General features: G+C 59.4%; 22 protein-coding genes and 2 pseudogenes. 18 read left to right on the plus strand and 6 right to left on the minus strand.

Features of this window, described 5'->3' with window-relative positions; all coding sequences use genetic code 11:
• Nucleotides 1-232 precede the first annotated feature (232 nt).
• Nucleotides 233-2,050, minus strand: a complete 1,818-nt coding sequence (locus tag CD58_RS04930; RefSeq protein WP_235195293.1) for an alkaline phosphatase D family protein — start codon at nt 2,048-2,050, stop codon at nt 233-235.
• A gap of 314 nt (nt 2,051-2,364) precedes the next feature.
• Complete coding sequence (locus CD58_RS04935; protein ID WP_025211952.1) at nt 2,365-3,360, minus strand: TRAP transporter substrate-binding protein; 996 nt, start codon at nt 3,358-3,360, stop codon at nt 2,365-2,367.
• A gap of 175 nt (nt 3,361-3,535) precedes the next feature.
• On the opposite strand from CD58_RS04935, the gene CD58_RS04940 reads away from it, so the two are divergent.
• From CD58_RS04940 to CD58_RS04980, 10 genes and pseudogenes are all read left to right on the plus strand, one after another.
• Nucleotides 3,536-4,048 (plus strand): type VI secretion system amidase effector protein Tae4, encoded by a 513-nt coding sequence (locus CD58_RS04940; RefSeq protein WP_025211953.1) that lies wholly within the window; start codon nt 3,536-3,538, stop codon nt 4,046-4,048.
• A complete protein-coding gene (locus tag CD58_RS04945; protein WP_025211954.1) occupies nt 4,045-4,272 on the plus strand; it encodes a hypothetical protein in 228 nt (75 codons plus the stop codon). The genes CD58_RS04940 and CD58_RS04945 overlap by 4 nt, the downstream gene beginning before the upstream one ends.
• 49 nt (nt 4,273-4,321) lie before the next feature.
• Nucleotides 4,322-4,411, plus strand: a pseudogene (locus tag CD58_RS30000) (PH domain-containing protein); the annotation flags it as partial.
• Nucleotides 4,412-4,805: 394 nt separating this feature from the next.
• Nucleotides 4,806-5,960, plus strand: a complete 1,155-nt coding sequence (locus CD58_RS04950; RefSeq protein ID WP_025211955.1) for a mandelate racemase family protein — start codon at nt 4,806-4,808, stop codon at nt 5,958-5,960.
• Between the two features lie 71 nt (nt 5,961-6,031).
• Nucleotides 6,032-7,653 (plus strand): annotated as a pseudogene (locus CD58_RS04955) (ABC transporter substrate-binding protein).
• 34 nt (nt 7,654-7,687) lie between these two features.
• Complete coding sequence (locus CD58_RS04960) at nt 7,688-8,725, plus strand: ABC transporter permease (protein ID WP_025211956.1); 1,038 nt, start codon at nt 7,688-7,690, stop codon at nt 8,723-8,725.
• Entirely contained in the window at nt 8,725-9,633 is a 909-nt protein-coding gene (locus tag CD58_RS04965; protein WP_025211957.1) for an ABC transporter permease, read from the plus strand. Before CD58_RS04960 ends, CD58_RS04965 begins: the two co-directional genes overlap by 1 nt.
• A gap of 10 nt (nt 9,634-9,643) precedes the next feature.
• Nucleotides 9,644-10,483 (plus strand): ABC transporter ATP-binding protein, encoded by an 840-nt coding sequence (locus tag CD58_RS04970; protein WP_025211958.1) that lies wholly within the window; start codon nt 9,644-9,646, stop codon nt 10,481-10,483.
• A gap of 10 nt (nt 10,484-10,493) precedes the next feature.
• A complete protein-coding gene (locus tag CD58_RS04975) occupies nt 10,494-11,261 on the plus strand; it encodes an ABC transporter ATP-binding protein (protein ID WP_025211959.1) in 768 nt (255 codons plus the stop codon).
• A gap of 132 nt (nt 11,262-11,393) precedes the next feature.
• On the plus strand, nt 11,394-12,116 hold the full coding sequence (locus CD58_RS04980) for an oligogalacturonate-specific porin KdgM family protein (RefSeq protein ID WP_025211960.1): 723 nt from the start codon (nt 11,394-11,396) through the stop codon (nt 12,114-12,116).
• A 124-nt stretch (nt 12,117-12,240) separates the two neighbouring features.
• Here CD58_RS04980 and CD58_RS04985 read toward each other — a convergent pair whose 3' ends face one another.
• Complete coding sequence (locus CD58_RS04985) at nt 12,241-12,984, minus strand: FadR/GntR family transcriptional regulator (protein WP_025211961.1); 744 nt, start codon at nt 12,982-12,984, stop codon at nt 12,241-12,243.
• 96 nt (nt 12,985-13,080) lie between these two features.
• Here CD58_RS04985 and CD58_RS04990 point away from each other — a divergent pair, with 96 nt between their 5' ends.
• Nucleotides 13,081-13,794: a FadR/GntR family transcriptional regulator gene (locus CD58_RS04990; protein WP_025211962.1), complete on the plus strand. Its 714-nt coding sequence runs from the start codon at nt 13,081-13,083 to the stop codon at nt 13,792-13,794.
• A gap of 53 nt (nt 13,795-13,847) precedes the next feature.
• Here CD58_RS04990 and aceE read toward each other — a convergent pair whose 3' ends face one another.
• On the minus strand, nt 13,848-16,517 hold the full coding sequence (gene aceE, locus CD58_RS04995; protein WP_025211963.1) for a pyruvate dehydrogenase (acetyl-transferring), homodimeric type: 2,670 nt from the start codon (nt 16,515-16,517) through the stop codon (nt 13,848-13,850).
• 173 nt (nt 16,518-16,690) lie between these two features.
• On the opposite strand from aceE, the gene CD58_RS05000 reads away from it, so the two are divergent.
• On the plus strand, nt 16,691-17,143 hold the full coding sequence (locus CD58_RS05000; protein ID WP_025211964.1) for a MarR family winged helix-turn-helix transcriptional regulator: 453 nt from the start codon (nt 16,691-16,693) through the stop codon (nt 17,141-17,143).
• 10 nt (nt 17,144-17,153) lie between these two features.
• Here CD58_RS05000 and CD58_RS05005 read toward each other — a convergent pair whose 3' ends face one another.
• The gene (locus CD58_RS05005; RefSeq protein ID WP_025211965.1) at nt 17,154-18,254 is read right to left on the minus strand and encodes a transketolase-like TK C-terminal-containing protein; all 1,101 of its coding nucleotides are present in this window, start codon (nt 18,252-18,254) and stop codon (nt 17,154-17,156) included.
• A gap of 95 nt (nt 18,255-18,349) precedes the next feature.
• Between CD58_RS05005 and CD58_RS05010 the strand changes: the two genes are divergently transcribed.
• Nucleotides 18,350-18,988 (plus strand): glutathione S-transferase family protein, encoded by a 639-nt coding sequence (locus CD58_RS05010; protein WP_025211966.1) that lies wholly within the window; start codon nt 18,350-18,352, stop codon nt 18,986-18,988.
• A gap of 211 nt (nt 18,989-19,199) precedes the next feature.
• Nucleotides 19,200-19,928 (plus strand): helix-turn-helix transcriptional regulator, encoded by a 729-nt coding sequence (locus CD58_RS05015; protein WP_025211967.1) that lies wholly within the window; start codon nt 19,200-19,202, stop codon nt 19,926-19,928.
• Here the strand turns inward: CD58_RS05015 and CD58_RS05020 are convergent.
• Nucleotides 19,898-20,581 carry an acyl-homoserine-lactone synthase gene (locus CD58_RS05020; RefSeq protein ID WP_025211968.1) on the minus strand — a complete coding sequence of 228 codons (684 nt, stop codon included), beginning with the start codon at nt 20,579-20,581 and terminating at the stop codon, nt 19,898-19,900. The genes CD58_RS05015 and CD58_RS05020 overlap by 31 nt on opposite strands.
• Nucleotides 20,582-20,814: 233 nt before the next feature.
• On the opposite strand from CD58_RS05020, the gene CD58_RS05025 reads away from it, so the two are divergent.
• From CD58_RS05025 to CD58_RS05040, 4 genes are read left to right on the plus strand one after another with little or no spacing between them, the layout of a single operon-like run.
• Complete coding sequence (locus CD58_RS05025) at nt 20,815-21,990, plus strand: aminotransferase class I/II-fold pyridoxal phosphate-dependent enzyme (protein WP_038436449.1); 1,176 nt, start codon at nt 20,815-20,817, stop codon at nt 21,988-21,990.
• Nucleotides 21,983-22,501: a DUF6190 family protein gene (locus CD58_RS05030; RefSeq protein ID WP_025211970.1), complete on the plus strand. Its 519-nt coding sequence runs from the start codon at nt 21,983-21,985 to the stop codon at nt 22,499-22,501. Before CD58_RS05025 ends, CD58_RS05030 begins: the two co-directional genes overlap by 8 nt.
• Nucleotides 22,491-23,294, plus strand: coding sequence for a dihydrodipicolinate synthase family protein (locus CD58_RS05035; protein WP_025211971.1), 804 nt, complete (start codon nt 22,491-22,493; stop codon nt 23,292-23,294). The genes CD58_RS05030 and CD58_RS05035 overlap by 11 nt, the downstream gene beginning before the upstream one ends.
• Nucleotides 23,291-24,148 (plus strand): iron-containing redox enzyme family protein, encoded by an 858-nt coding sequence (locus CD58_RS05040; protein WP_025211972.1) that lies wholly within the window; start codon nt 23,291-23,293, stop codon nt 24,146-24,148. Before CD58_RS05035 ends, CD58_RS05040 begins: the two co-directional genes overlap by 4 nt.
• The last annotated feature ends 8 nt before the right edge of the window (nt 24,149-24,156 follow it).

Below are 24,156 nucleotides of genomic sequence, written 5' to 3' on the forward strand. Positions count from 1 at the left end.
ACTTCGCGGGCAAGCCCGCTCCCACAGGGGATCGGTGTCGAGCACAATATTTCTGCTGACTGAAGATCCAGTGTGGGAGCGAGCTTGCTCGCGAAGGCGGACTGTCTGAGACGGTGATGTCGAGTGTGCCGCCGTCTTCGCGGGCAAGCCCGCTCCCACAGGGGATCGGTGTCGAACACAATATTTCTGCTCACTGAAGATCCAGTGTGGGAGCGAGCTTGCTCGCGATAGCTCAGGCCGGGGGCGATTTTGGCGGGAGCATCCGTGTCGGTGGCTTGCCGTTGGCGTTGTGCTGGTAGATCTGCGCGGGTTGTCCCTTGTCATTGAAGAACACCTGGCCGATTCCCGCTGAGTTCCACAGCCGTTCCCCGGCCTCGGCGTGTTCCGGGGTGTGGGGGACGATGCGCATGCTCCGGCGCTTGGTAAACCAGTTCAGGGGCGAGCGCGGTGAATAGAGCCAGCGGTTCAGGCGGTCGAACCATTCCAGCAGCGCCGGTGGGAATTCATTCTTGATGCCGCTGCTGGTGATCTGCCAGATGCGCGGGCCGCCCTTGCGGTGTGGGATCAACACCTCGTAGACGAAGGAATAATGCACATCGCCTGACAGCACCACATAATTCCCGGGCGTACGCGAGTGTCGGAAAATGTTCAGGATCACCTGGGCCGCGCCGCGATGGGCCATCCAGTTTTCCGCGTCCACCAGCAGTGGAAAACCGCACCAACTGAACACTCGCTGTACGGTCTCGATGAGCTTTACGCCGAAGATCGGCGCCGGTGAAACGATGATCGCCGAAGGGTGATCCAGCAGCTCTTGCTGCAACTCGCTCAGGGCTTCCCAATCCAGCAGACCGGAAGGCTGCTTGAGGTTGTTCTCGCTGCGCCAGCGCCGGGTGCGGGTGTCGAGTACCACCAGGGCCGGCGTGCTCGGCAGCACGTAATGCCATTGCTGGAAAGCCAGCAGCGTGTCGATCAGTTGGTCCTGGGGGCCGCTGTCGAGGTAGCGGTCCCGTGCAGTGTCGCTCAACGCCACGGTTTGCTCGACCACGTCGGTAAAGGCATCAGGATTGTTGCCCCAACCCTGGCAGAGCATGTAGGCGATCAAGGCATTGCCGATGATGCGCTTGGAGAACGGATGGCCGTAGGCCGTTTCTTCCCACTGCGCGGACAGATTCCAGTCATCGGTAATATCGTGATCGTCGAAAATCATCAGGCACGACAGGTGCGCGAACACCCGCGCCACGCCGCCCAGTCCGGCCTTGAAGCCCTCGATGCGTTGTTGTTCCAGGTCGTAGCGCTGGCGTCGCTCGGCGGTCAGCTCGGGTGGTTGCGGGGCGACCAGCGTCCATGGCACCGGGGACCATACCAACAAGTACATCGCCATGACCTCGGCGAAGGTCACCAGGTGATTGTCAGCGCTGCTGCTGGTGAAAATCGGCTTGCGCGCCCCGCCGAAAAATCGCTCGCGCAGGGTTTCGTTGCTCTCAAGCGCGGGTAATAAATCGGCGCGATGGTAGTAACTGGCCGGGTGTTGGTAGAGCTTGGCGCTGTCCTCCACCACGGCGCCGTCCAGGCATTCCTCGAACAACCCCAGCCGCTCGATCAGCGCATGAATCGCCCGCAACATCGGCCCGGCGACGTCATCGGCGTAGACCTGGTCGCCGCTCATCATCAACAGCGCTGGCCGTTGCGTCGGCGCCTGGGCCAGCAATCGATCTACGCAAAGCAAGCCGTCGTTGGTCGGGTAATGGGGCTTGCGGCAGGAACCGTGGACCAACTGCTCGATGCGCGAATGCAGCACGAAGTTCGGACACCGCGCCTGGCCATACAGCAGATGCGGTGCCCACTCGGCGATGGGGACACCGTCCACCAGCAGGTCATAATCAATCGCGATGTCCTGGGGCAGCGGATTGTCGAGGCGCACATCGATCAGATGCACGAACGCCCGCTTCCCCACCGGCACCACCGTGCAGCGTGACGCATCCAGCTCAAGATCAGCCACGCCGTCCACACGCAACGTCAACGCCAACGGTCGCGTGCCCACCAGCCACATCACTAGCCGCGAGGGCTCAAGCCGCCGCAACAACGGGCCGACGAGAACGGGGGGAGGTCGGGGGTGATGTCTGGGGTGGACGACAGCATTAGCGGAAAAAGCTCTGTTCAGGGAGAGGCGGGGATCATAACGCAATGTGCTGTGCAGCTGGGGATGGGGGGCGGGCACTTTGTGGCGAGGGAGCTTGCTCCCGCTGGGGTGCGAAGCGCCCCCAAAACCTGACATTGCGGTGTGTCAGGTTAAACCTTGGGGCTGCTGCGCAGCCCAGCGGGAGCAAGCTCCCTCGCCACAGGGATGTGTTGAGCCTGGCGACGTCACTGGGCTGTATTGGAAGCTTCGGCCGCCTTGATCAAATCCGGCCCAATTTCCTTTTCAAACTTCGCCCATACCGGCTTCATCTTGTCGCGCCATGCGCTGCGCTCTTGCGGCGTGAGGGTAATGATCTCGGTGGTCTTGGCATCCAGGACGTGCTGCTTGTCCAGCTGGTTGAACCGTTCCGCTTCCTTGTTCGCATGGACGGTGGATTCGACCACGATCTTGTCCAGCTCGGTGCGGATATCCGGCGGCAGGCCGTTCCAGAAGTCCGAGGTGGTGATCAGCATGTAGTCGAGGATGCCGTGGTTGGACTCGGTGACGTACTTCTGCACTTCATTGAGTTTCTGGTTATAGAAGTTCGAGTAGGTGTTTTCCGTGCCGTTGACCAGCCCGGTGCGCAAACCTTGATACACCACCGAAAAAATCATCGGTTGTGCCTTGGCGTTCACCATCTTGAACTGTTCCTCCAGCACCGCGGAGGTCTGTATCCGGAACGTCAGGCCACGGGCATCCTCGGGCATACGCAGGGGCTTGTTGGCCGACAGCTGCTTCATGCCGTTGTGCCAATAGGCCAGGCCGGTCACGTTCTTGCTTTCCATGGACTTGAGCAGCTTCTGGCCCTCGGGGCTCTGCTGGAAACGGTCCACTGCCGTGATGTCGTCAAACAAAAACGGCAAGTCGAATAATTGCACCGATTTGGTGTACTGCTCGAACTTGGCCAGCGACCGCGCAATGATCTGCACCTCCCCCAGGAGCAACGCCTCCATCTCCTTGTCATCGCCATACAGTGTGGAGTTGGGATACACCTCGACCTTCACCTTGCCCGGCAGCCGTTCTTCCGCCAGCTTCTTAAACATCAACGCGCCCTGGCCCTTGGGCGTCTGTTCACCCACCACATGGGAAAACTTGATCACTATCGGTTCAGCCGCCATCGCGGTGGCCCCTGCACTGAGGGCGAGGGTGCAGAGGAGCGTTTTCCATATCGGCTTGAGCATTGCGGGCTTCCCTTTTTATTTGTCTTTATCGTACGGGCTCATTCAAAACCCGGCGTACAGCGGACAATGGCAAGTCTAGGAGAAAAAACGCCGACTGCAGGATGCCTGTCCAAGAGACCTCTGGGCATCTGCTAGGCTAGGCCGTCAGAATTGAGAACCTAGGGACGGGAGCAGGATGTTTACATTCGATAAATTATGGAGCAGCCATCCGCAGATATACGGCGACGCCGCGCCCTGCAGAGACAAAGGCAAAAAAAACTTCAGCGACCAATGTGCGATCAACCTCGGCGTAGCCCTGCGCCGCGCCGGTGCCGATATGAGCCAGCTCAAAAGTGTGCGCCATTGTTGGCAGCATCCCAGAAGCGAAGGGCACATACTGGCCGCTGAAGAGCTTGCCAGCGCGTTGACCCGCGCCAGGATTCCTGGCTTGCAGCCTATGAAGACAGCCAAAAGTGAAGACTTCGAAGAGGCCCTGAAAGGGCAGCAGGGCGTTATTTTTTTCAAGGACTTCTGGCGTCGAGCAAATGAAACCACTGCGGGGCGCAGTGGTGATCACATCGACTTGTGGAATGGTCGGCGCCTGACGGATTGGATGAGCTACGTGCGCATACAAATGGGCTTTTCGATCGAAGGTACGTTCTCGGATTTCCATGACTCCAAAGACATATGGTTCTGGAGGGTCATATGAACTTCATCAAGGGAGCGTTGTTTGTCCTCCTGATCATTGCCCTGGCGGTTGGGGCGTTCAATTTGGTTTTCGTGACGGTTGGCAACTACTTTGGACCGTTCTACGAAAGTGAGGCGGATCAGAGCCGTAACTTTGCAATCTGGTTGTTCGGTAATGCCGGGGTGGTGATCATCGCGGCGGTGGTCGGCGTCCTCTGGAATCGCCGGCGCAACCCCCGGATTTAACAGCGGCCACAGCGTTGCAGAAACGTTTGGCGGGGGAGCTCTGAGGTCATCCTCCCCGGGCAAAGTGAAATTCGGATTCACCGGCAAGACGAACATCGGCGAAATCTCCAAGGTGATTTCCAACCACCTCCTGACCTGATTTTTTATAGCGGGCACAGACTCTGTGCCCGCTATAAATCCCCTGTGGGAGTGAGCTTGCTCGCGATGACGGCGGTACATTCAACCTCGCCGGCCCAGGTACACCGCTATCGCGAGCAAACTCGCTCCCACAGGGTTTTCTAGCCCTCAGCTCTATCTTTTATCCCTTCAAGTGATCATCCCCTCCCGTGATAAGTGGTCTCACTTTTTTGTCTCGTGGTATGACGACATCTGAAAATCCCTCACGCAAAAATAACCTCTTCTTTCAAGCGGATCTCATTAAAGCGCATATTTTATTGAATTTCAGGGTTGACAGTGCGCCAGGAACGTCCGAATAATCCGCTACGTTGTATGACGACATACAAATAAACAATAACAACTTGGTGCTCCTCCCTATGAGAATCACAGGCGTTCACGTCGAAGTCTTTTCCACCCCTTCGCGCCGCGCTCAGGACAGTGCCGGCCATGCCCATCCAGGCGATGAGGTCATGATCAAGATGGCCTTGCTGCGCATCGGCTGCGACGATGGCAGCGAGGGTTATGCCTTCGGTCCGCCTGAGTTGATTCGTCCGCACATCATCGAATCCTTCGTGCGCAAGGTGCTGATTGGCCGCGACCCGATGGATCGCGAAAGCATCTGGCAAGACCTGGCGCACTGGCAGCGCGGCAGTGCCGGGCAGTTCACCGACCGGGCGTTGGCGCTGGTGGAGCAAGCCCTGTGGGACCTGGCCGGGCGCAAGCTCCAGTTGCCCGTGCACAAGTTGATTGGCGGCTACCGGGATAAGGTCCCGGCCTACGGTTCCACAATGTGCGGCGACGATTTGCCGGGCGGCCTGTCCACGCCGGATGAGTACGCCCAGTTCGCCGAAAAACTGGTCCAGCGCGGCTACAAGGCCATCAAGTTGCACACCTGGATGCCGCCGATTTCCTTCGCACCGAATCCGCAAATGGACATCCAAGCCTGCGCTGCCGTGCGTGAGGCGGTGGGGCCGGACATCGCGCTGATGCTCGACGGTTACCACTGGTACAGCCGCATGGATGCGCTGACTATTGGCAAGGCGCTGCAGACGCTGAATTTCGCCTGGTTCGAAGAGCCGATGATGGAAGATTCGGCGGAGTCCTATGCCTGGCTGGCGGCCAACCTGGACATCCCGGTGCTGGGCCCGGAAAGCATCGCCGGCAAGTTTCACAGCCGCGCCAGTTGGGTCACCCAGAAGTCCTGTGACATCCTGCGCGCGGGCGTGGCCGGGGTCGGTGGCATCGGGCCGTGCCTGAAGGTGGCGCACCTGGCCGAGTCGTTCGGCATGGATTGCGAAGTGCACGGCAATGGCGCGGCGAACCTGGCGGTGGTCGGTGCCATCAGCAACTGCCGCTGGTACGAGCGCGGCCTGTTGCACCCATTCCTCGACTATGAAGACATCCCTGCACACCTCAACAGCATCGTCGACCCGATGGATACCGACGGTTTTGTGCACTTGTCTGATCGGCCCGGGTTGGGCGAGGACATCAACTTCGCGTATATCGAGGCCAACACCGTGTCCCGACATTGATCGTGCGCCACGTCCCAGGCCCATAGCGGCCCGGGCGACAAGTCTTTATAAATATAAGAAAGGACTGAACCATGAATCTCTGGCCCAAGCGCCTGACCCGGCTGCTGTGTGTCACCATGGCCCTGTGCGCAGTGCAGGTGCCCGTCAGCCTGGCCCAAGGCGAAACGCCCCCGATCAATTGGTGGTGGGCATGAGCATGATCAACCTGCTGTCCCTGGATCCCGCTGCGGCGACGGGCCTGGAGGTGGCCGAAGTCAACGCCAACGTCTATGACATGCTCCTTGAGCAGGACGCGGCGCAGCCGGACACGCTGATTCCGGCCCTGGCGAAAACCTGGGAGATCAGCCCCGATCGCATGCGCCTGACCTTCCAGTTGCGCGATGACGTGCGTTTTCACTCCGGCACACCGCTCACCGCGCAGGACGTCGCCTGGTCGTTGCAGCGGGTGGTCACCCTCAACCGTGCCCTGGCCTCCACTTGGAAAGCCTACGGTTTCACCGCCGACAACGTCGTCAAGCTGATGCGAGCCGAAGGGCCGCACACCTTTGTCATGGAACTGCCGCGCAGCACCGATCCGATGCTGGTGCTCAACACCCTGGCGACCTCACCCAGCGCCTTCATCATTGATCGCAGCGTCGCCTTGCAGCATCAGGTCGGCGATGACCAGGGCGCGGCCTGGCTGGCGACGCACACGGCCGGCTCCGGCGCTTTCAAGCTCGACATCTGGCGCGCCAACGACGTGATCCTGATGAGTCGCAATGACGATTATTGGCGTGGCGCGGCGAAGTTGCGCCGGGTGATTATGCGCAACATGACCGAGTCCCAAGCGCTGCGGCTGATGGTCGAACGCGGTGACCTGGACGTCGCCCGGGGCATGGCGGCCACTGACATCAAGGCGTTGGGAGCGGTCGATGAGGTGCGCATCCAGAGCATCGCCCGGGGCACGCTGTACTACGTGGCGATGAGCATGCAACAGCCGTTGTTCCAGGACATTCGCGTGCGCCAGGCCATTCGCCTGTTGATCGACTACCAGGGCATCAACGATGTGGTGATGCCGCACTACGGCGTGATCAATCAGCGGCCATTGCAATTGGGACTGCCGGCACGCCTGGAAGACCCGGGCTATCGCCTGGACGTGGCCGAGGCCAAGCGTCTGTTGGCGGCGGCCGGTCACGCCGATGGCTTCAAAGTGACCATCCGTTCGTTGACCGATCCACCGTTCATTAATATCGCCACCAGCCTGCAAGCGACGCTGGCCCAGGCGGGGATCCAGGCAACGATCATCACCGGCACCGGCAACCAGATCTACGGGGCGATGCGCGACCGTCAGTTTGACATCCTCGTCGGGCGCGGCGGTGGCGGGGCGGAGCGCCATCCCCATTCGAGCCTGCGCGCCCTGGTGTACAACCCGGACAACCGCACCGAAGCCAAGCTGAGCAACTTCCAGGGCTGGCGCACTTCGTTCTTCGATCCGCAGCTCAATCAGTTGATCGAGCAGGCCGAGCGCGAGCGTGACCCTGGGCGCCAGCGCGAAATCTATGCGCAGATCCAGACCCTCTACGACCAACAGGCCGGGGCGATCATGCCGGTCTCACAGATGGTGGACGAAGTGGTGATCCATGCGGATGTGCGCAACTACATCGGCCACACCGCCGCCACCACGCGTCTTCGGGACGTCTACAAGCAGCGCTGAAATCGACGGCCGCACGGCCAAGGCAGGAATGAACATGTCGACTGCATCCTTTTCAATCTGGACCACCCGGGCCGCTTCGGCGACCCGGCGCGGCGGCTCGGTGGCGGTGACGCTGCTGGGGTTGCTGCTACTGACCTTTTTCATCGGGCGAGTGATGCCCCTGGATCCGGTGCTGGCCATCGTCGGCCCGGACGCCGACGCCTCGGCCTACGCCCAGGTGTACAAAGAGCTGGGCCTGGACAAGCCGTTGTGGACCCAGTTCGCGATCTACCTCGGCGACTTGCTCCACGGCGACTTCGGCATGGCCTTGTTGACCGGCAACCCGGTCATCACCGACATCGCCCGGGTCTTCCCGGCGACGTTGGAACTGGCGACCCTGGCCATTCTGTTCGGCGTGTTGGCGGGCTTGCCGCTGGGTGTCTACGCCGCGACCCACCAGGGGCGTGCCGGTGACCATGTCGCGCGGCTGATCACGCTGTTCGGTTATTCCACGCCGATTTTCTGGATCGGCATGATGGCCTTCCTGGTGTTCTACGCCTGGCTGGGTTGGGCTGGCGGCGTCGGGCGCATCGGCCTGGCCTATGACGGGCTGATCCCGAAACACACAGGATTGTTGTTGATCGATACCGCCTGGTCCGGCGACTGGGAGGCCTTTCGCAGCGCACTGCGGCACATCCTGCTGCCGGCGGTGATCCTCAGCTTCAACTCGGTCGCCTACATCAGCCGCATGACTCGCAGCTTCATGCTCGAGCAACTGTCCCAGGAGTACATCATCACCGCCCGGGTCAAGGGCTTGTCCCAACGGCGGATCGTCTGGGGTCATGCCTTCGGCAACATTCGCGTGCAGTTGTTGACCATCGTCGCCCTGGCTTATGGCGGCCTGCTGGAAGGTGCGGTGCTGATCGAAACCGTGTTCGCCTGGCCGGGCTTCGGCCAGTACCTGACCAGCAGTTTGCTGCTCGGTGACATGAATGCGGTGATGGCCTGCGTGCTGCTGATCGGCCTCATCTTCGTGACGCTGAACCTGATCAGCGACGCGCTGTACAAGATCTTCGACCCGAGGACTCGCTAATGAACCTGCCCCTTGCTTCCAGCGCCGCCGGCAGTGCCGCGCTGCCCGCTTCGAGTACGGCAGCGCTGGTCGCCAGCACCGTGCGCCTGCTGCGATTCTTGCTGCGCAACCCGATGACTTTCGCCGGCCTGATCGTCGTTTCGACGCTGATCCTGGTTGCGGTCTTCGCGCCGTGGATTGCCGGCCACGACCCATTGCTGCAAAACCTCGCCGGGGCGTTGCAGGCCCCCAGCGGCGCGCACTGGTTCGGCACGGACGAATACGGCCGTGATGTCTTCGCCCGGTTGGTGTACGGCTCACGCATCACCCTGTACATCGTCTTGCTGGTGACGGTGATCGTCGGCCCCATCGGCCTGTTGGTCGGCACGGTTTCCGGCTACTTCGGCGGTTGGGTCGACAGCCTGTTCATGCGCATCACCGACATCTTCATCTCGTTCCCCAGCCTGGTGTTGGCGCTGGCGTTCATCGCCGCCCTCGGCCCGGGATTGGAGCATGCGGTAATCGCCATCGCACTGACGGCCTGGCCGCCGATTGCGCGTCTGGCGCGGGCCGAAACACTGCCGCTGCGCAACGCGGACTTCGTCGTCGCGGTGCAGCTGCAGGGCGCGTCGAGTACCCGCGTGATCCTGCGCCACATCATCCCGATGTGCCTGTCGTCGGTGATCATCCGCCTGACCATGAACATGGCGAGCATCATCCTCACCGCCGCCGCCCTGGGCTTTCTCGGCTTGGGCGCCCAGGCACCGCTGCCGGAGTGGGGCGCGATGATCTCCACCGGGCGGCGCTACATGCTCGAAAGCTGGTGGCTGGTGGCGGCGCCCGGTGCGGCGATCATGCTGGTCAGCCTGGCCTTCAACCTGTTGGGCGACGGCTTGCGCGACGTCCTCGACCCACGCAGCCAATCCTGAGGAACAGCCCATGACTGAGATAAAACTTGCCGTGCAGGACTTGTGTGTGGAGTTCCGCAACGCCGGCAAAACCTCGTTGGCGGTGCGTGACGTGTCGTTCACCCTGGGCCGGGAAAAGCTCGCCATCGTCGGTGAGTCCGGTTCGGGCAAATCCACCGTTGGCCGCAGTCTTCTGCGCCTGCATCCGCCGACGGCGCGGGTCACCGCCAAGACCTTGCGCTTCGCCGATATCGACCTGCTGGCCGCCAGCGAAAAGCAGATCCAGGCGATTCGCGGTGCGCGCATGTCGATGATCATGCAAGACCCCAAGTACTCGTTGAACCCGGTGGTGCGGGTCGGCGAACAAATCGCCGAGGCGTACCTGGCCCACCACAAGGTGCCCCATCGCGAAGCCCGTGAGCGGGCCTTGGACATGCTCGCCAAGGTGCATATCCGCGACCCACGGCGGGTCTACGATTTGTACCCGCATGAGGTCTCCGGCGGCATGGGCCAGCGGATCATGATCGCCATGATGGTGATCACCGATCCCCAGGTGATCATCGCCGACGAGCCCACTTCGGCGCTGGACGTGTCGGTGCGCCGCCAGGTGCTCAATGTGCTGGAGGAGTTGGTCAGCGAACGTGACCTGGGGCTGATTTTCATCAGCCACGACCTGAACCTGGTGCGGAGTTTCTGCGACCGCGTGCTGGTGATGTACGCCGGCCGCGTGGTCGAGTCGATTGCCGCCGCCGACCTCGACCAAGCCACCCATCCGTACACCCGTGGCCTGCTGGCCGCACTGCCCAGCCTGGACCATCCACGCGCCACGCTGCCGGTGTTGCAGCGTGACCCACTCTGGTTGAACGCTTGAGGAGCCTGTCATGAGCATGATTGAAATCGCCGGCCTGAACCTCAGTTTTGGCACCGGCGCATCACTGAACGCGGTACTGCACGATGTCGATTTGAGCGTGGCCGAAGGCGAGGCCTTTGGCTTGGTGGGGGAGTCCGGCTCGGGCAAGACCACCGTGCTGCGTTGCCTGGCCGGGCAGTACCAGCATTGGAGCGGACAACTGCAAGTCGCCGGCCAGGCCGTGACGCGCAACCTGCCGCTGAACCACTACCGCACGGTGCAGATGGTGTTCCAGGACCCGTATGCGTCGTTGCATCCGCGCTACACCGTCGATGCCGCGCTGCAAGAACCGTTGCGCATCCACGGCATCGACGGACGCGCGCAGAAGGTCAGCGAGATCCTGCGCAAGGTCGGCTTGAACGACAGCTTTCGTTTTCGTTATCCGCACCAGTTGTCCGGTGGCCAGCGCCAACGGGTGGCGATTGCCCGCGCGCTGATCCTGCGGCCCCGAGTGCTGTTGCTGGACGAGCCGACCTCGGCGCTGGATGTCTCGGTGCAGGCGGAAATCCTCAATCTGCTGGCCGACCTGCGCCGGCAGGAAGGACTGACCTACCTGATGGTCACCCATGATCTGGCGGTGGTGGCGCATTTGTGCGGTCGGTTGGCGGTGATGCAACAGGGCAGGGTGGTGGAGACGCTCGACAGTCAGCTTCTGGCGAACGACGGTGCCACTCACGCGTATACCCGTTTGTTGGTGCAAGCCAGCCGCGACATACAGCGCGTGCCCATCGCTGTTTGAGTTTCTATTAATCAGTTGTACTTGTTTTAACCCGTAAAAAGCGTTGAAGCCCAGGTATCAATGCCGCGCACGCGCTCGCCTGTGATTTAGCGTCTGCCCTAACTAACCTTTCAACCAACAAGAATAAAAAACATGAAAAAGACACTCGCAGTACTTTCGTTTGCTTCGCTGTTCACTTCGCTTATTGCACAAGCCGATACCGGTTATATCAACGTGCGCCACCAATATGCGGAACAATCGCGCATGCACGCCGACCGCGCCAAGTTCGGCATGCGCCTGGACAACGGCATAGGCCTGGAAGGTGAACTCAAATACAAGACCGCCGGGGATCGTGAAGACGTCGCCTTCGACAACACCGTCGGCAGCGGCCATGAATTTACCGTCAACTACCAGCACAAGATCGATGACCGCTGGACGCTGACACCGTCGTTCGCCATGGAAAGCGACGAGGAGTCCACCACCTACAAACTGGGCATGCGCCTGGGCTACAAGATCACCAAGGAGCTGAGCATCGCCGGTCGCTACCGTTACGATTCATCCAAGCTGGATCGCGACCAGATCGACCGTGACGTGCCGGACAACGGCCAGGACGATCAGAAGATCAATCGCTACGACGTCTACGTCAACTACGCGAACCAGGGGCCGTGGGCCTATGAGTATCAACTGACCTACTTCGATGCCAATTACATTCGTTATAACGGCGGCACCGACGACTATGAACAGAATGCCGTGGTCAAGTACAAGTGGGACAAGCGCTGGGCGCCGTTCTTTGAAGTAGGGGATATCAAAGTCAATTCCGTCGACAATGATCGCCAACTGCGCCTGCGGGTCGGTATTCAATACAACTTTTTCTAAGTTGTTGAAGCACCGGGATCAACTTGTGGGAGCGAGCTTGCTCGCGATAGCGGCGGATCAGTCAACATTAATGCGGCTGATACACCGCCATCGCGAGCAAGCTCGCTCCCACAGGGGGTAGGGATTACTCGTTGTAGAACGCCTGGCGCTGTTGCGTTTCACGCAGGCGCATGCGGCTATTGCTCAAATGCAGGTACATGGCCGCCCGCGCCGCATCGACATTGCCGCTGGCGATGGCGTCGAAGATCTGCTGGTGTTCGGCGTTGATCCCTTGCAGGTAAGCACTGCGATCACTTTGCCCGGAGTAGGCGGAGTTCATGCGGGTACGCGGGATCAGCTTCGTGCCCAGGTGCTTCATGATGTCGATCAGGTAGTAATTACCGGCCGCCTTGGCGATTTTCAGATGGAACTGGAAATCGGCATTGATGGTGGTGCCGGACTTTTCCGGCCCTTGCAGCAACGCCTCCAACGCCTGGGCCAGTTCGGCCAGGGCTTCGGGCGTTGCACGTTCGGCGGCCATGCCAGCGGCCTGGACTTCCAGGCTCAAGCGAAACTCCAGCAGGCTGAGCACATCCGACAACGTGGCAATCGTCGCCGGCCCGAGGGTAAAGCCCTCGGGGGCCGGCATGTCCAAAACAAAGGTGCCGACGCCATGCCGCGTCTCCACCAGCCCCGCCGCCTGCAAGCGCGACAGCGCCTCACGCACCACCGACCGACTGACGCCTTCGGCCTCCATGATGTGCACTTCGGTGGGGAGCTTTTCGCCGCGCTTGAGAATGCCTTCGCGCATGCGCTGGGCAAAGCGGTCGACCAATGTTTCGGCGAGACGGCGCGGCTTGTTCAGTGGAGATAACGCTTGATCCGTCATCGGCTTGCTCTTGGGTGATCAGCGGGCATTATAGTGCGTTTCGCCGCGAGGTCGCGGCTATAATGCGCGATCGTCTGGCTTTTATGGATAGGTGCAATGGACCGTGTCACACCCGATCGACGCCTGAGCATGACCCAGCAACTGGTGGTCGACCTGACGCAGCAGATACTGGCCGGCGAACTGCCCGCGGGCAGCAAGTTACCCACCGAACAGGTCATCATCAAGGACCGTGGCGTCAGTCGGACGGTGGTTCGCGAAGCCATGTCGCGGCTCCAGGCCGAAGGGCTGGTGGAGACCCGCCACGGCATCGGCACCTTCGTCGTCGACACCGCCCGTCCCGGTGATTTCCAGGGCAGCAAACATGTCAAGGGTGGCGCCTACGACGCGCTGGCCGTCATCGAACTGCGCTTGAGCCTGGAAGTGGAAGCCGCCGGCATCGCGGCACAACGGGCCACGCCGGAACAGTTGCAGGCGATGCGAGAAGCGCTCGACGCGGCGAATGCGCTTGAGGCAACGGATGACGAAAGCGCCCGGGTCGATTTCGAATTCCATTTGCAGATCGCCCGGTGCACCGGCAACAGCTTCTTTATCGATGCCATGGCCCATGTGGGCAACACGCTGATCGCGGTGGTGCAGCAGGTCGGACCTGTGGTGACGGACGAGAACCGGGCGTTGCTGGTTCGAGAGCGCGAGCAGATTTATGCGGCGCTGGCGCGGCGGGATGCGGAAGCGGCGCGGGCTTCGATGCGCCTGCATTTGATCAATATGCTGCAGCGGGTCAGGGGTGTGGTTGAGTCAGCGGCGCAATAACACGTCCAACGGTTGCAGCGGCGCCCCGAGGGGCGCCGCTGCAAGGCTCAGGCTCAAACCTTTGCAGGGTTCTGCTTTTGCGGATCGATGCCGTAGAGCCTGATCGCCTCGGCTACTTTTTCCCGAGGCATTTTTCCGTCGTCGGCCAGGGCCTTCAACGCCGCGAGGGCGATGAAGTGCCGATCCACTTCGAAGAACCTGCGCAGCGACTCGCGGGTATCCGATTGGCCGAAACCGTCGGTGCCGAGGGCCACGAAGCGGCGATTGGCTACGAACGGGCGAATCTGGTCGGCGAATATCTTCATGTAGTCAGTCGCGACCACCACCGGACCCTGTTTGTCCTGCAGGCAACTTTCCACATAGCCGACACGCGGCGCATGCTCGGGATGCAGCAGGTTCCAGCGTTCGGCTTCCTGCCCGTCGCGACGCAGTTCGGTCAGGCTGGTCACGCTCCAGACTTCGCTGCTGACGCCGAAGTCCTGTTCCAGCAACTGAGCTGCCGCGACCACTTCTTGAAGAATCGAACCACAGCCCATCAGCTGGACGTGCTTGCCTTCGACAGTTTTTTCAGGCGCCGAGAGCCGGTACATGCCCTTGAGGATGCCTTGCTCGACGCCTTCGGGCATCGCTGGATGGGCGTAGTTTTCGTTCAGTACGGTGATGTAATAAAAGATGTCTTCGTTTTCGGCATACATCCGTCGCATGCCGTCCTGAATGATCACGGCCAGTTCATACGCGTAGGTCGGGTCATAGGACACGCAGCATGGGATGGTCGACGACAGCACATGGCTGTGACCGTCGTCATGTTGCAGGCCTTCGCCCATCAGTGTGGTCCTGCCGGAGGTGGCGCCGAGCAGGAAGCCGCGTGCGCGTGCGTCACCGGCGGCCCAGGCGAGGTCGCCGACGCGCTGGAAGCCGAACATCGAATAAAAGATGTAGAAGGGCACCGTCATCACACCGTGGGTGCTGTAGGACGTACTGGCGGCGATCCACGAAGAAATCCCGCCGGATTCGTTCAGCCCCTCCTGCATGATCTGGCCATCCCGGGCTTCTTTGTAGTAGCTCAACTGGCCGGCGTCCTGGGGCGTATACAGCTGGCCGACGTGGGAATGGATACCGATCTGGCGGAACAGGCTTTCCATGCCGAAGGTACGTGATTCGTCCGGGACGATGGGCACGATCAGCTTGCCGATGTTCGGGTCCTTGAGCAGCGTGCCGAGAATGCGCACGAACGCCATGGTCGTGGAGATGGCCCGTTCGCCGGTGCCTTTGAGCTGTGTGTCCAAGGCCGACAAGGGTGGAACCTGCAAGGGCGCCGCGGCCTGGAAACGGGCCGGGATGTAGCCACCCAATTGGTTGCGCCTGGCTTGCAGGTAAAGGGCCTCGACGCTGTCCGCAGCCGGCTTGAGGTAAGGCATGTCGCCCAACTGGTCATCGCTGAGTTCCAGTCCGAACCGATCACGGAACGCCTTGACCGCGTCGTCGCCCATTTTCTTCAGTTGGTGGTTGATATTCTGGCCCTCACCGGCTTCGCCCATGCCGAAACCCTTCACGGTCTTGGCCAGGATGACGGTCGGCCCGCCGGTATGGCGCATGGCGGCGGCATAGGCGTTGTGGACCTTCTCAGGGTCGTGGCCGCCGCGAGACAGCTTCCAGATCTCGTCATCGCTGAGGTCGCTGACCAGCTCCAACAGCTCGGGATACTTTCCAAAGAAGTGCTCGCGCACATAGGCGCCGTTCTGGGATTTGTAGTTCTGATAGTCGCCGTCCACGCACTCCATCATCCGCTGGCGCAGCAGGCCGCTCTTGTCCTTTTCCAGCAGGGCATCCCAGCCGCTGCCCCAGATCACCTTGATCACATTCCAGCCGGCCGCCCGGTACAGGCTTTCGAATTCCTGGATCACCTTGCTGTTGCCACGCACCGGGCCGTCCAGGCGTTGCAGGTTGCAGTTGACGACAAAGATGATGTTGTCGAGCTTCTCCCGACCCGCCAGGGAAATCGCCGCCAGCGATTCCGGCTGGTCCATTTCACCGTCACCGAGGAACGCCCAGACTTTGCGGCCCTGGTGTTCCTTCAGGCCGCGATCTTCCAGGTAGCGCATGAATCGCGCCTGGTACGCGGCCGTGATGGGGCCGAGCCCCATGGACACCGTCGGGAACTGCCAGAAGTCCGGCATCAGTCGTGGATGCGGATAGGACGAGACGCCATCGCGGTCGGTCTCGCGACGAAAGTTATCCAGCTGATCCTCGCTCAGGCGTCCTTCCAGGTAGGCGCGTGCGTAGATGCCAGGAGAGGAGTGGCCCTGGATGTACACCATGTCACCGGCGAACTGCTCGGTGCGGCCACGGAAAAAATGCTCGAAGCCGACGTCATACAAAATCGCCGCTGATGCGTAGGACGCAATGTGCCCACCCACGTTCGAATGTTTGCCGGCGCGCAGCACCATGGCCAGTGCGTTCCAGCGAATATAGGCGTTGATCCGGCGCTCCACGGCCAGGTCGCCGGGGTAGGGCTGCTGGCGGTCGACTGGGATCGTATTGACGTAGGGCGTCGTCACGCGACCGTAGAAATCGCCGTGGCGGTTGGCGTCGAAATCAAGCATCTGGTCGATCAGGTAGTGGGCGCGAGGACGCCCTTCGACACTCGCCACCGATTCAATGGATTCGAGCCATTCGCGAGTCTCTTGTGGATCCTCGTCGAGAAACATGGATTGTTGTGCCATCGTTGTCGTCTCCTGGACAGTGCTGCAGCACCGAGTCGTTTGGTGCCTGACTAAGGGGCGTGGGTCGACGCCAACCTTCGAGAATTTTGTAGTTGCAGATGCAACTACGTGCGAGAACTTAGCCTGCCGCGCGCTACAATTGCAACTAAATCGATTTCCAAGAAAGGTGCTGCATGTCTTCCAGCGAGCCGGATACCTGGTTCAGATTCGTCAGGGCCCACCGTTGCCTGATCCGCGAAATCGAGCGCCGGCTGGCGGCCGCCGGGCTGCCTGCCTACGCCTGGTACGACGCGTTATGGGGCCTGGAAAGCGGCCCGAACGGTGCACGCCGCATGAGCGAGCTGGCCGACGTCATGGCCATCGAGCGCTACAACCTCACCCGCCTGGTGGACCGCCTGGAGGCGGAAGGCCTGGTCACCCGTAGCCGCGCCAGTGATGACGGTCGAGGTGCGTATGCCGCCATCACCGAGAGCGGAAAAGCGCTGCGCAAGAAGATGTGGAAAATCTATGAAGGCGCGGTGGACGAATTGTTCCTGTCACAATTCGATGACGACCAGCAGCGGGTCTTCAGCCAAGCGCTGGAGCGCGCGGCCAATGCCGCGCGCGGCAGCGGTCGAGCGAAGTGAACGCTACGTTTCATTGCAACAGATACCGACTCATCGCCTGCTTGACGCGCGCCTGTTCGATGGCTCCTTCCTGAGCCAGCGCTTGCAGCGCCAGCACCACGATCCAGTGTTTATCCACGGCTTGCGAAGAGGTCCCGGTCGAATCGGCGCCGAGCGCTACGAACCGTGACGTGACATGTGCGCCGATCTGATCGGCGACGTGCTGCGCGTAGCCCGTCACGGCGACGACCGGGCCGCTCCCCGCGCCCAGGCAATCGAGCAAATGCGCGGACCGCTTCGGCCTCTCGGGGTGCAGGCGGTTCCAGCGTTGGGCTTTGTCCGCGTCACGGGCCAGGCGGGTGTAGCTGGGGCAGCTCCACAATTCACTCGCGATGCCCCAGTGTTCACCCAGCATCCGTGCTGCGCTCACCACCGACTGCAACGCCAACCCGGCGCCCAGCAAGCGAACCTGGGGCGCTCCCGCATCAGTCTCGATCTCGGTGAGCTTGTACATTCCCTTGAGTGCCTGGCTCGCACTGATGTTGCCGACGGGACCGAGGAAATCGTTGGGCTCATCGTGAAGCGCCATGTAATAAAAACCGTCGTTTCCCTCCACGTACAGGCTCTGCAAAGCGGCCAGGGCAATGGCGTGCGCTTCGGCACCGCTGGCCGGGTCGAAGGGCAGGCATTGTGGGTTGGCCACCAGCCAGAGCGGCATCCAAGGGTGAACGCCTTTAGCCCATCGCGAAGGCAAGGTTTCGATGTCGTTGCACAAAATGCCCCGGTTGGCGGACTCGTTCGACAGCGCGCAAAGTTCCGCCGATGTCGCCGAGCTGGTCAGGTACAGCATCGGTTTTTCGCTGGCGCGTGCGGCAGGACTCAAACGCAGGGGCCAGGCGCTGATGCGGGTGTGACAGTTCTCGACTTCAGGTTGCTTGTTGGCGCGGATCACCCAGACATGCCGGGCGGTTCCCGGGTCTCTCTCGAGGCGATTGGCGATATCGATCATGGTGTAGAGCGGCGAGGAAAAACCACTGGCGTGCAGCGCTGAAAGCGTTCGGATCTTGTTGATACAGGCCTGGGCGGCCAGGCGGGTCTCTGGTGTTTTGCTGAAGCTGGCAAAGCCGATCATTCCACAATCTCCGTGCGTTCCGTCGTGCTTGCACCATACGGCACGGCTCAATATGATTGCAAATGCAATGAAATCCACCTGAAATGGAGTTCCTCATGACCACGGCTTGCGCCATCACGCTCTATACGGCTGATACGCCCAACGGGCAGAAAATCAGTATTTTCTTGAAAGAGGCAGGCATCGATTACGACGTGGTGAGGCTCAACCTGTCTGAAGGGCGACAGCATTCACCGCAATTCCTCGCCATAAACCCGAACGGGAAAATCCCTGCCATCGTGGATCACCAGGCCGGGGTCTCGGTGTTCGAATCCGGCGCCATCCTGGGTTACCTGTCGCAGAAATACGCATGCCTGCGGCCTGATACATCTGCCGAACAGCTTGCGGTTCAACAGTGGCTGTTCTTCCAAGTGGGCGCCATCGGCCCGATGCTGGGCCAGCTTTGGTGGTTCCTGCATGGCAGCACTACGCAGAATGAGGAAGCGATCGCTCGTTATCGCAAAGAGGCCCTGCGCCTGTATGGCGTGGTGGACAAGCAACTGGCCGAGCGCAGTTACCTGGCGTGCAATCAGTATTCCATCGCGGATATCGCAGCGTTTCCATGGCTGCGCACCTTTGAGGAGTTGGATTTGGATATCACTTCTTTCACTCATGTGCGGCGCTGGCTGGAAACGATCGAGGCGCGTCCTGCCGTGCAGGCTGGGCTTGCCCAGTCTCGAGATACGCCTTTCGGTTGATGCCTTCCTGCTCCGGAACGAGCCGCCTGATTGCAAGAAAAGGGCGGCTGCGCCAGAGAGTTGAGTTCCACAAGTCTCGCTTCATTCTGGTCATCGGGTGTGTAGTGGTTATTTGGCTTTACTACGAGTTGATACTTGGGTTGAATGCTTCCGATAACGCGACAACAGGAAAACCAATACAAAAAGTAAATCCATAAAAAAGGGAGTTTTTATGAACGGTCAAGCTGTGAAAGGCAGGCGAGTCATAAATACAGGGTCTGAATTGGATGAAAGACTCAAGAGTACATTTGAAAAATACCTGCGGCCGCTGGTGGGTTGCCATTATGCTTACTTCGTCATGTATAAAGGGCGAGAGGTAAAGCCGAGGATCTTTTCCAACTATCCCAAACGTTGGCTCGATGTGTATAAGGCCGAGAACTATCACCTTATCGATCCGGTCATCAAGCACGGCCTGAAATGCATAGCCCCTTTCTTCTGGCATGAAGCGCTTGAGTCCAAGGCATCAGATCAAGGGCAGGCGGTTTTTGCCTCTTCGGAAAAATTTCAAATATCGGACGGGTTTACGTTCAACTTGCATGATGCCAATGGCTTGTTCGCTGCACTGAGTATCAGCAATACCGAGCGCCGCAAGGACTTCCAGCAAACCATGATGCGCAGGGCGGCAGAGATCCAGATGACGCTCATTCAATTCCAAGACAGATTGACTGATTGTTTTTCCTTGAGCGAATTGTTTCCGGAGTTGACTGAGGCCGGACTGTCGGACAGGGAGCTTGGTGTATTGAAATGGGTGGTCATGGGCAAGGCCTACAGCGAAATTGCCGTCATTCACGCCATCTCCGTGCGCACCGTGAAATTTCATATGGCGAACATTGTAGACAAACTGTGCGTCTGCAACGCCAAGCAAGCCGTCTACAAGGCTGTCAGCCTGGGATTGGTCTGAAACTGCCCGTGGCCATGCTGGCCTGGCAGCTCAACCGTTGCGGTCCCAGGCACGCCACGCCGCTGCTTTGATTCTATCGTTTGTTTAAGGCTCCAGTCGTTTTCAGGGCGCACCGGCATATTGAGCAGCAGGACCTTTTCACCGGGTGAAGCTTCTCCGGTATCCAGGACCTCATAGTGCCAACCAGCCCTGAGGACGATGCGCGACATGGCTTGGCTGACCACTGTGATGATCGAATCCAGGTTCTGTCGAGCGGCATGGCCGTGCATGGCCAGAAGCAGCATCTCGGTCAACGGTGCGTGGCTCAATCCCATGGCTCGGGAACGGGTCTTATCAACAAAAAAACGACTGGATTCGGCAATCGACTGGTCTTTAGGAAGTTTGCACTTGAAGAAGTTTCGAAACGGACCTTCGACCATATAAGGGTTCAGTGTATTGATCAGGCGTAAACTACTCAGTGGACGCCCTGCATAAAGACCTACCAGATAAGTTGCACAGGCGTTGTCATATTCATCAATCTCTCTTCCATGCTGCGTCGTGACGCGCCAGTCAAGTCGGTCGGAAAAAACTTCTTTCCTCAATCCATACAGGTCACCCAATAACTCTTCTGAGGCGTCTGAATAATTGATGGCATGAAAGCTGACCTTGTCCATATGTCCTGCAATGTCCTTGGGTATTTGAATACTGAATCGTTAGCGCGCGCCGAGCATGGCGATATGAATCAAGGAAAGCAACTGTACCTAGATACAGAGCCCAAATAAAAGGGCTGCACCCAGGTACAGTTGTTAGACAATAAAACAATGTTAACTATAGATCAGGATTTATCCACGGCGCCGTCAGCCCGCCCAGTGGGATAAATATCTTTAGCACCTATAGGAATAACAATATGAGTGTCATGACCCGTCTGGATGATAAAGAAGATATCACCCAACATGAAATTTCTGCCTTGAAGACGCGCTTCAATCTCGCTGACGCCCATACCCATCAGGACCAAAGTGTCACCCAGCGAGAGATAGTCAACCGTCTCCCCGAACTGTGGTATCGCGCTCAAGGCCAAAGCCAGTATCAGAGCGAGCAGGAATTCATCCAGGCGTTTTTCACCTTCCATGGACAAGAGCATGCGCTCAAGCGCCATGATGAGATTTACCTGGTTTACGCGGCCTCCATTGCGATGCACATCACCGCGACCTACCTGCGCAAACGCAACATGAGCGTAGGGTTGATCGAGCCTTGCTTCGACAATCTGCATGATCTGCTCAAGCACATGGAAGTGCCGTTGACGCCGCTGGACGAGGCCCTTCTGCAATCTTCGACGGACGTCTATGCCAAGCTTCAGTCGGCGGCGGCGAATGTCGATGCGATTTTCCTGGTAGACCCGAACAACCCGACCGGTACCAGCATGTTCGCCGAGGGCGCCGACACCTTTGTGGAAGTGGCTCGTTATTGCAGGGACCACGGCAAGCTGCTCATCCTGGACTTTTGCTTCGCCGCGTTTTTCAAAGCAGCCGGGGGCAGTCGCGTTGATGCCTATGCCATCCTGGATGACATCGGTACCCAGTACATCATCATGGAGGACACGGGAAAAACCTGGCCGCTGCAGGACACAAAATGCGCCACGATCATGTCCAGCCGCGCCCTTAACGCTGACATCTATAGCATCGTGACAAGCGTATTGCTGAACGTCTCGCCCTTCATCCTGAATGTCGTGACTCAATACATCCGCGATAGCAGCGAGGACGATTTCGAGTCGGTGCGTTCGATACTTGATGTTAACCGTGCCGCCGCTCGACGCCATCTGCAGGGCAGTTTTCTGAGTTATCTGACGCCCATGGTCGAGACCAGTGTCGCCTGGTTTGAAATCCTCCGTGAAGACGTCTCTGCCGATGATTTACAGGCGTACCTGATGGCGTACGAAGTCTATGTCCTGCCGGGTAAGTACTTTTATTGGAGCCAACCGCAGGCGGGGCAGAAATTCATCCGCCTGGCATTGGCCCGCAAACCCGAGGAGTTCGAACAGGCGGTCGAAACCATTGCCCTGGCATTGGAGAACTATCATGGCTGAGGCTTCCATTGCGGTTATCGACGCCACCGTTTTCATGGGCATGCACCACAGCGACCCAGAGGTACGGGCCCAGTCCCTGGGCTTTTTCGGTGCGTTCTATTCGCGTCAGGTAATGATGAGCTTCGGTCAGATTGGTATTTGCGATGCCATTATCTGGAAAAAGAGCCGGCACTTGCAGGACGTCTACTACCCATTCATGGATGTCCTTCACACGGACATGGATATCCAGCGCCAGGGTTATTGCAACAAGGTCCTGAAACGCGCCTGCCTGGAGCCGGACTGGGCACGCCTGAGCGTGGAAAAGCGATTGTTGGTTGCTCATGTAGTTGAGCACCAACTGCCTTTTTACACTCATGACGACTCGCTGCGTGAGCTGGGTCTACTCAAGCCATTCTTGAAAACGTTTCCTGCGTCGGCTTCGTCATCCGTATTTCCTGAAAACCTTCAGCGTTTGTACGAGCAATCCATGGAAATGACCATTGGAAAGGAGGACTTCCAGCATGTCGGGTAAGCATATCTATGTACCGTTGATCACGCCCCTCGATGATCAGGCGCGCGTCTGCGAAGCCAGCGTGCACCGGTTGCTGCATAGCTCGCGGCCGTTTGTCGATGGTTACATTCCGTGCCTGACTTCCGGTGAAGGTTGGCGACTAGGAAAGCGGGACTGGCAACGCATGTTGGAGCTGACGTTGGCGCACGCCCAGGATAAGACCGTCATCGCCGGTATTGAACGCGCGACGACGGCCGAGGTAATCGAATATGCACGGTTGGCGCAAGACCTTGGGGCCCAGGCGGTAATGTTCACGTCGCCTTTCGCTCCAGGCACAAGCCAGCAAGACATGATCGATCATTACCGGGCGGTCCACGACGCCACGTCGCTGGACATCTTCGTCTACAACGAGTCTGCACTGTCCGGCAATGAGAAAAGTTTCGACACCTTGATGGCCATCGCCCAGTTACCGAGGGTTATCGGCATCAAGGACTCACCTTCCCAGCCGCGTGTCCAAAGTGAAATCGAGCGCCTGCGCAACGAGGGGCTGGATTACTTCATCGGTTGGGAAATGCTGCTGGCCAGGGAGTTGGAGTCCGACGGTAATGTCGTGTCGTTGGCCAACTTGGAGCCAGCGCTTTGCCGGCTGGCAATCGGTGCTCGACAAACAATGGTCGGCGGACTGGTGGAGGCGCTCAATGACCGTTTTGAACTGGCCGCAGATGATTGGTACGCCCACGTCAAAAAGGAACTCAAGGCGCGTGGCATCATCAGCACCGACCGTGTCTTCGCAGAGCAGGAGGTCATGGCATGAGTGACTTGCAGAAAGCACTGTTCCTGGCGAATCGCGCTTGCATCAAGCAGCTCAAGCCATTGGAAAGCCATATCCTGGCCTTCGAGCGTGATTGGATCGAATCGACCATCCTCAAGACGCGGACCGCCAATCCGCCGACTGATCTCGCCGCGTTACGCAAGCAACTGGCTGAACTGGTGGAGATGGACCGCAGCGACGTCCCCCCCAGTGCTGCATACGTGAGCGAACACATGGGCCTCGACGAATTCAAGATCCTGGTACAGGAGTTCGCCCTGGATGGTTTGACCGAGGCGCAGGTTTTTTATCACCTCATGCCCCGGCTCAGCCTGGCCGCGCAAATGCCGATGCTGCGCATGATGATCGACGAGTTCGGTTCCGGTAACCTCAAGCGATCCCACACCACGCTGTACATCGACCTGCTCAACGAGTTGCAAATGCCCACCGACCTGGCCTTCTACATCGACGTTAACGCGCCGGCCGGGTTTTCGTTTCCCAACATGTTCTGCTGGTTGACGATGAGGGCGGATGACCCGTCGTATTTCGCGGGTGTCATCACTTACTTCGAAACCGTCGTGCCATTCTTTTTTGAATGCTACACGTCGATCTGCTCGCGTTTACAGATCCAAGCCCACACTTACTATTCCGAGCATGTCCACATTGATGTCTTTCATGCAATTGAGGGCCAGCGCCTGCTCAAAGCAATGGACATGGCGGGGGACCTTGACCCAGTCAAGGCGTGGGAGGGGATCTGCATGGGGCGCGATATTACCAACGCCGCGTTTGATGCGGCCGTCGATAAAGCGAGGCGCCAGCAGTACTTCAATAAGGAGCGAATGATTGAACGAGCCATCTGAATTCTATC

Origin of the sequence: Pseudomonas brassicacearum, assembly GCF_000585995.1 — a bacterium.
Lineage (GTDB): Bacteria > Pseudomonadota > Gammaproteobacteria > Pseudomonadales > Pseudomonadaceae > Aquipseudomonas > Aquipseudomonas brassicacearum_A.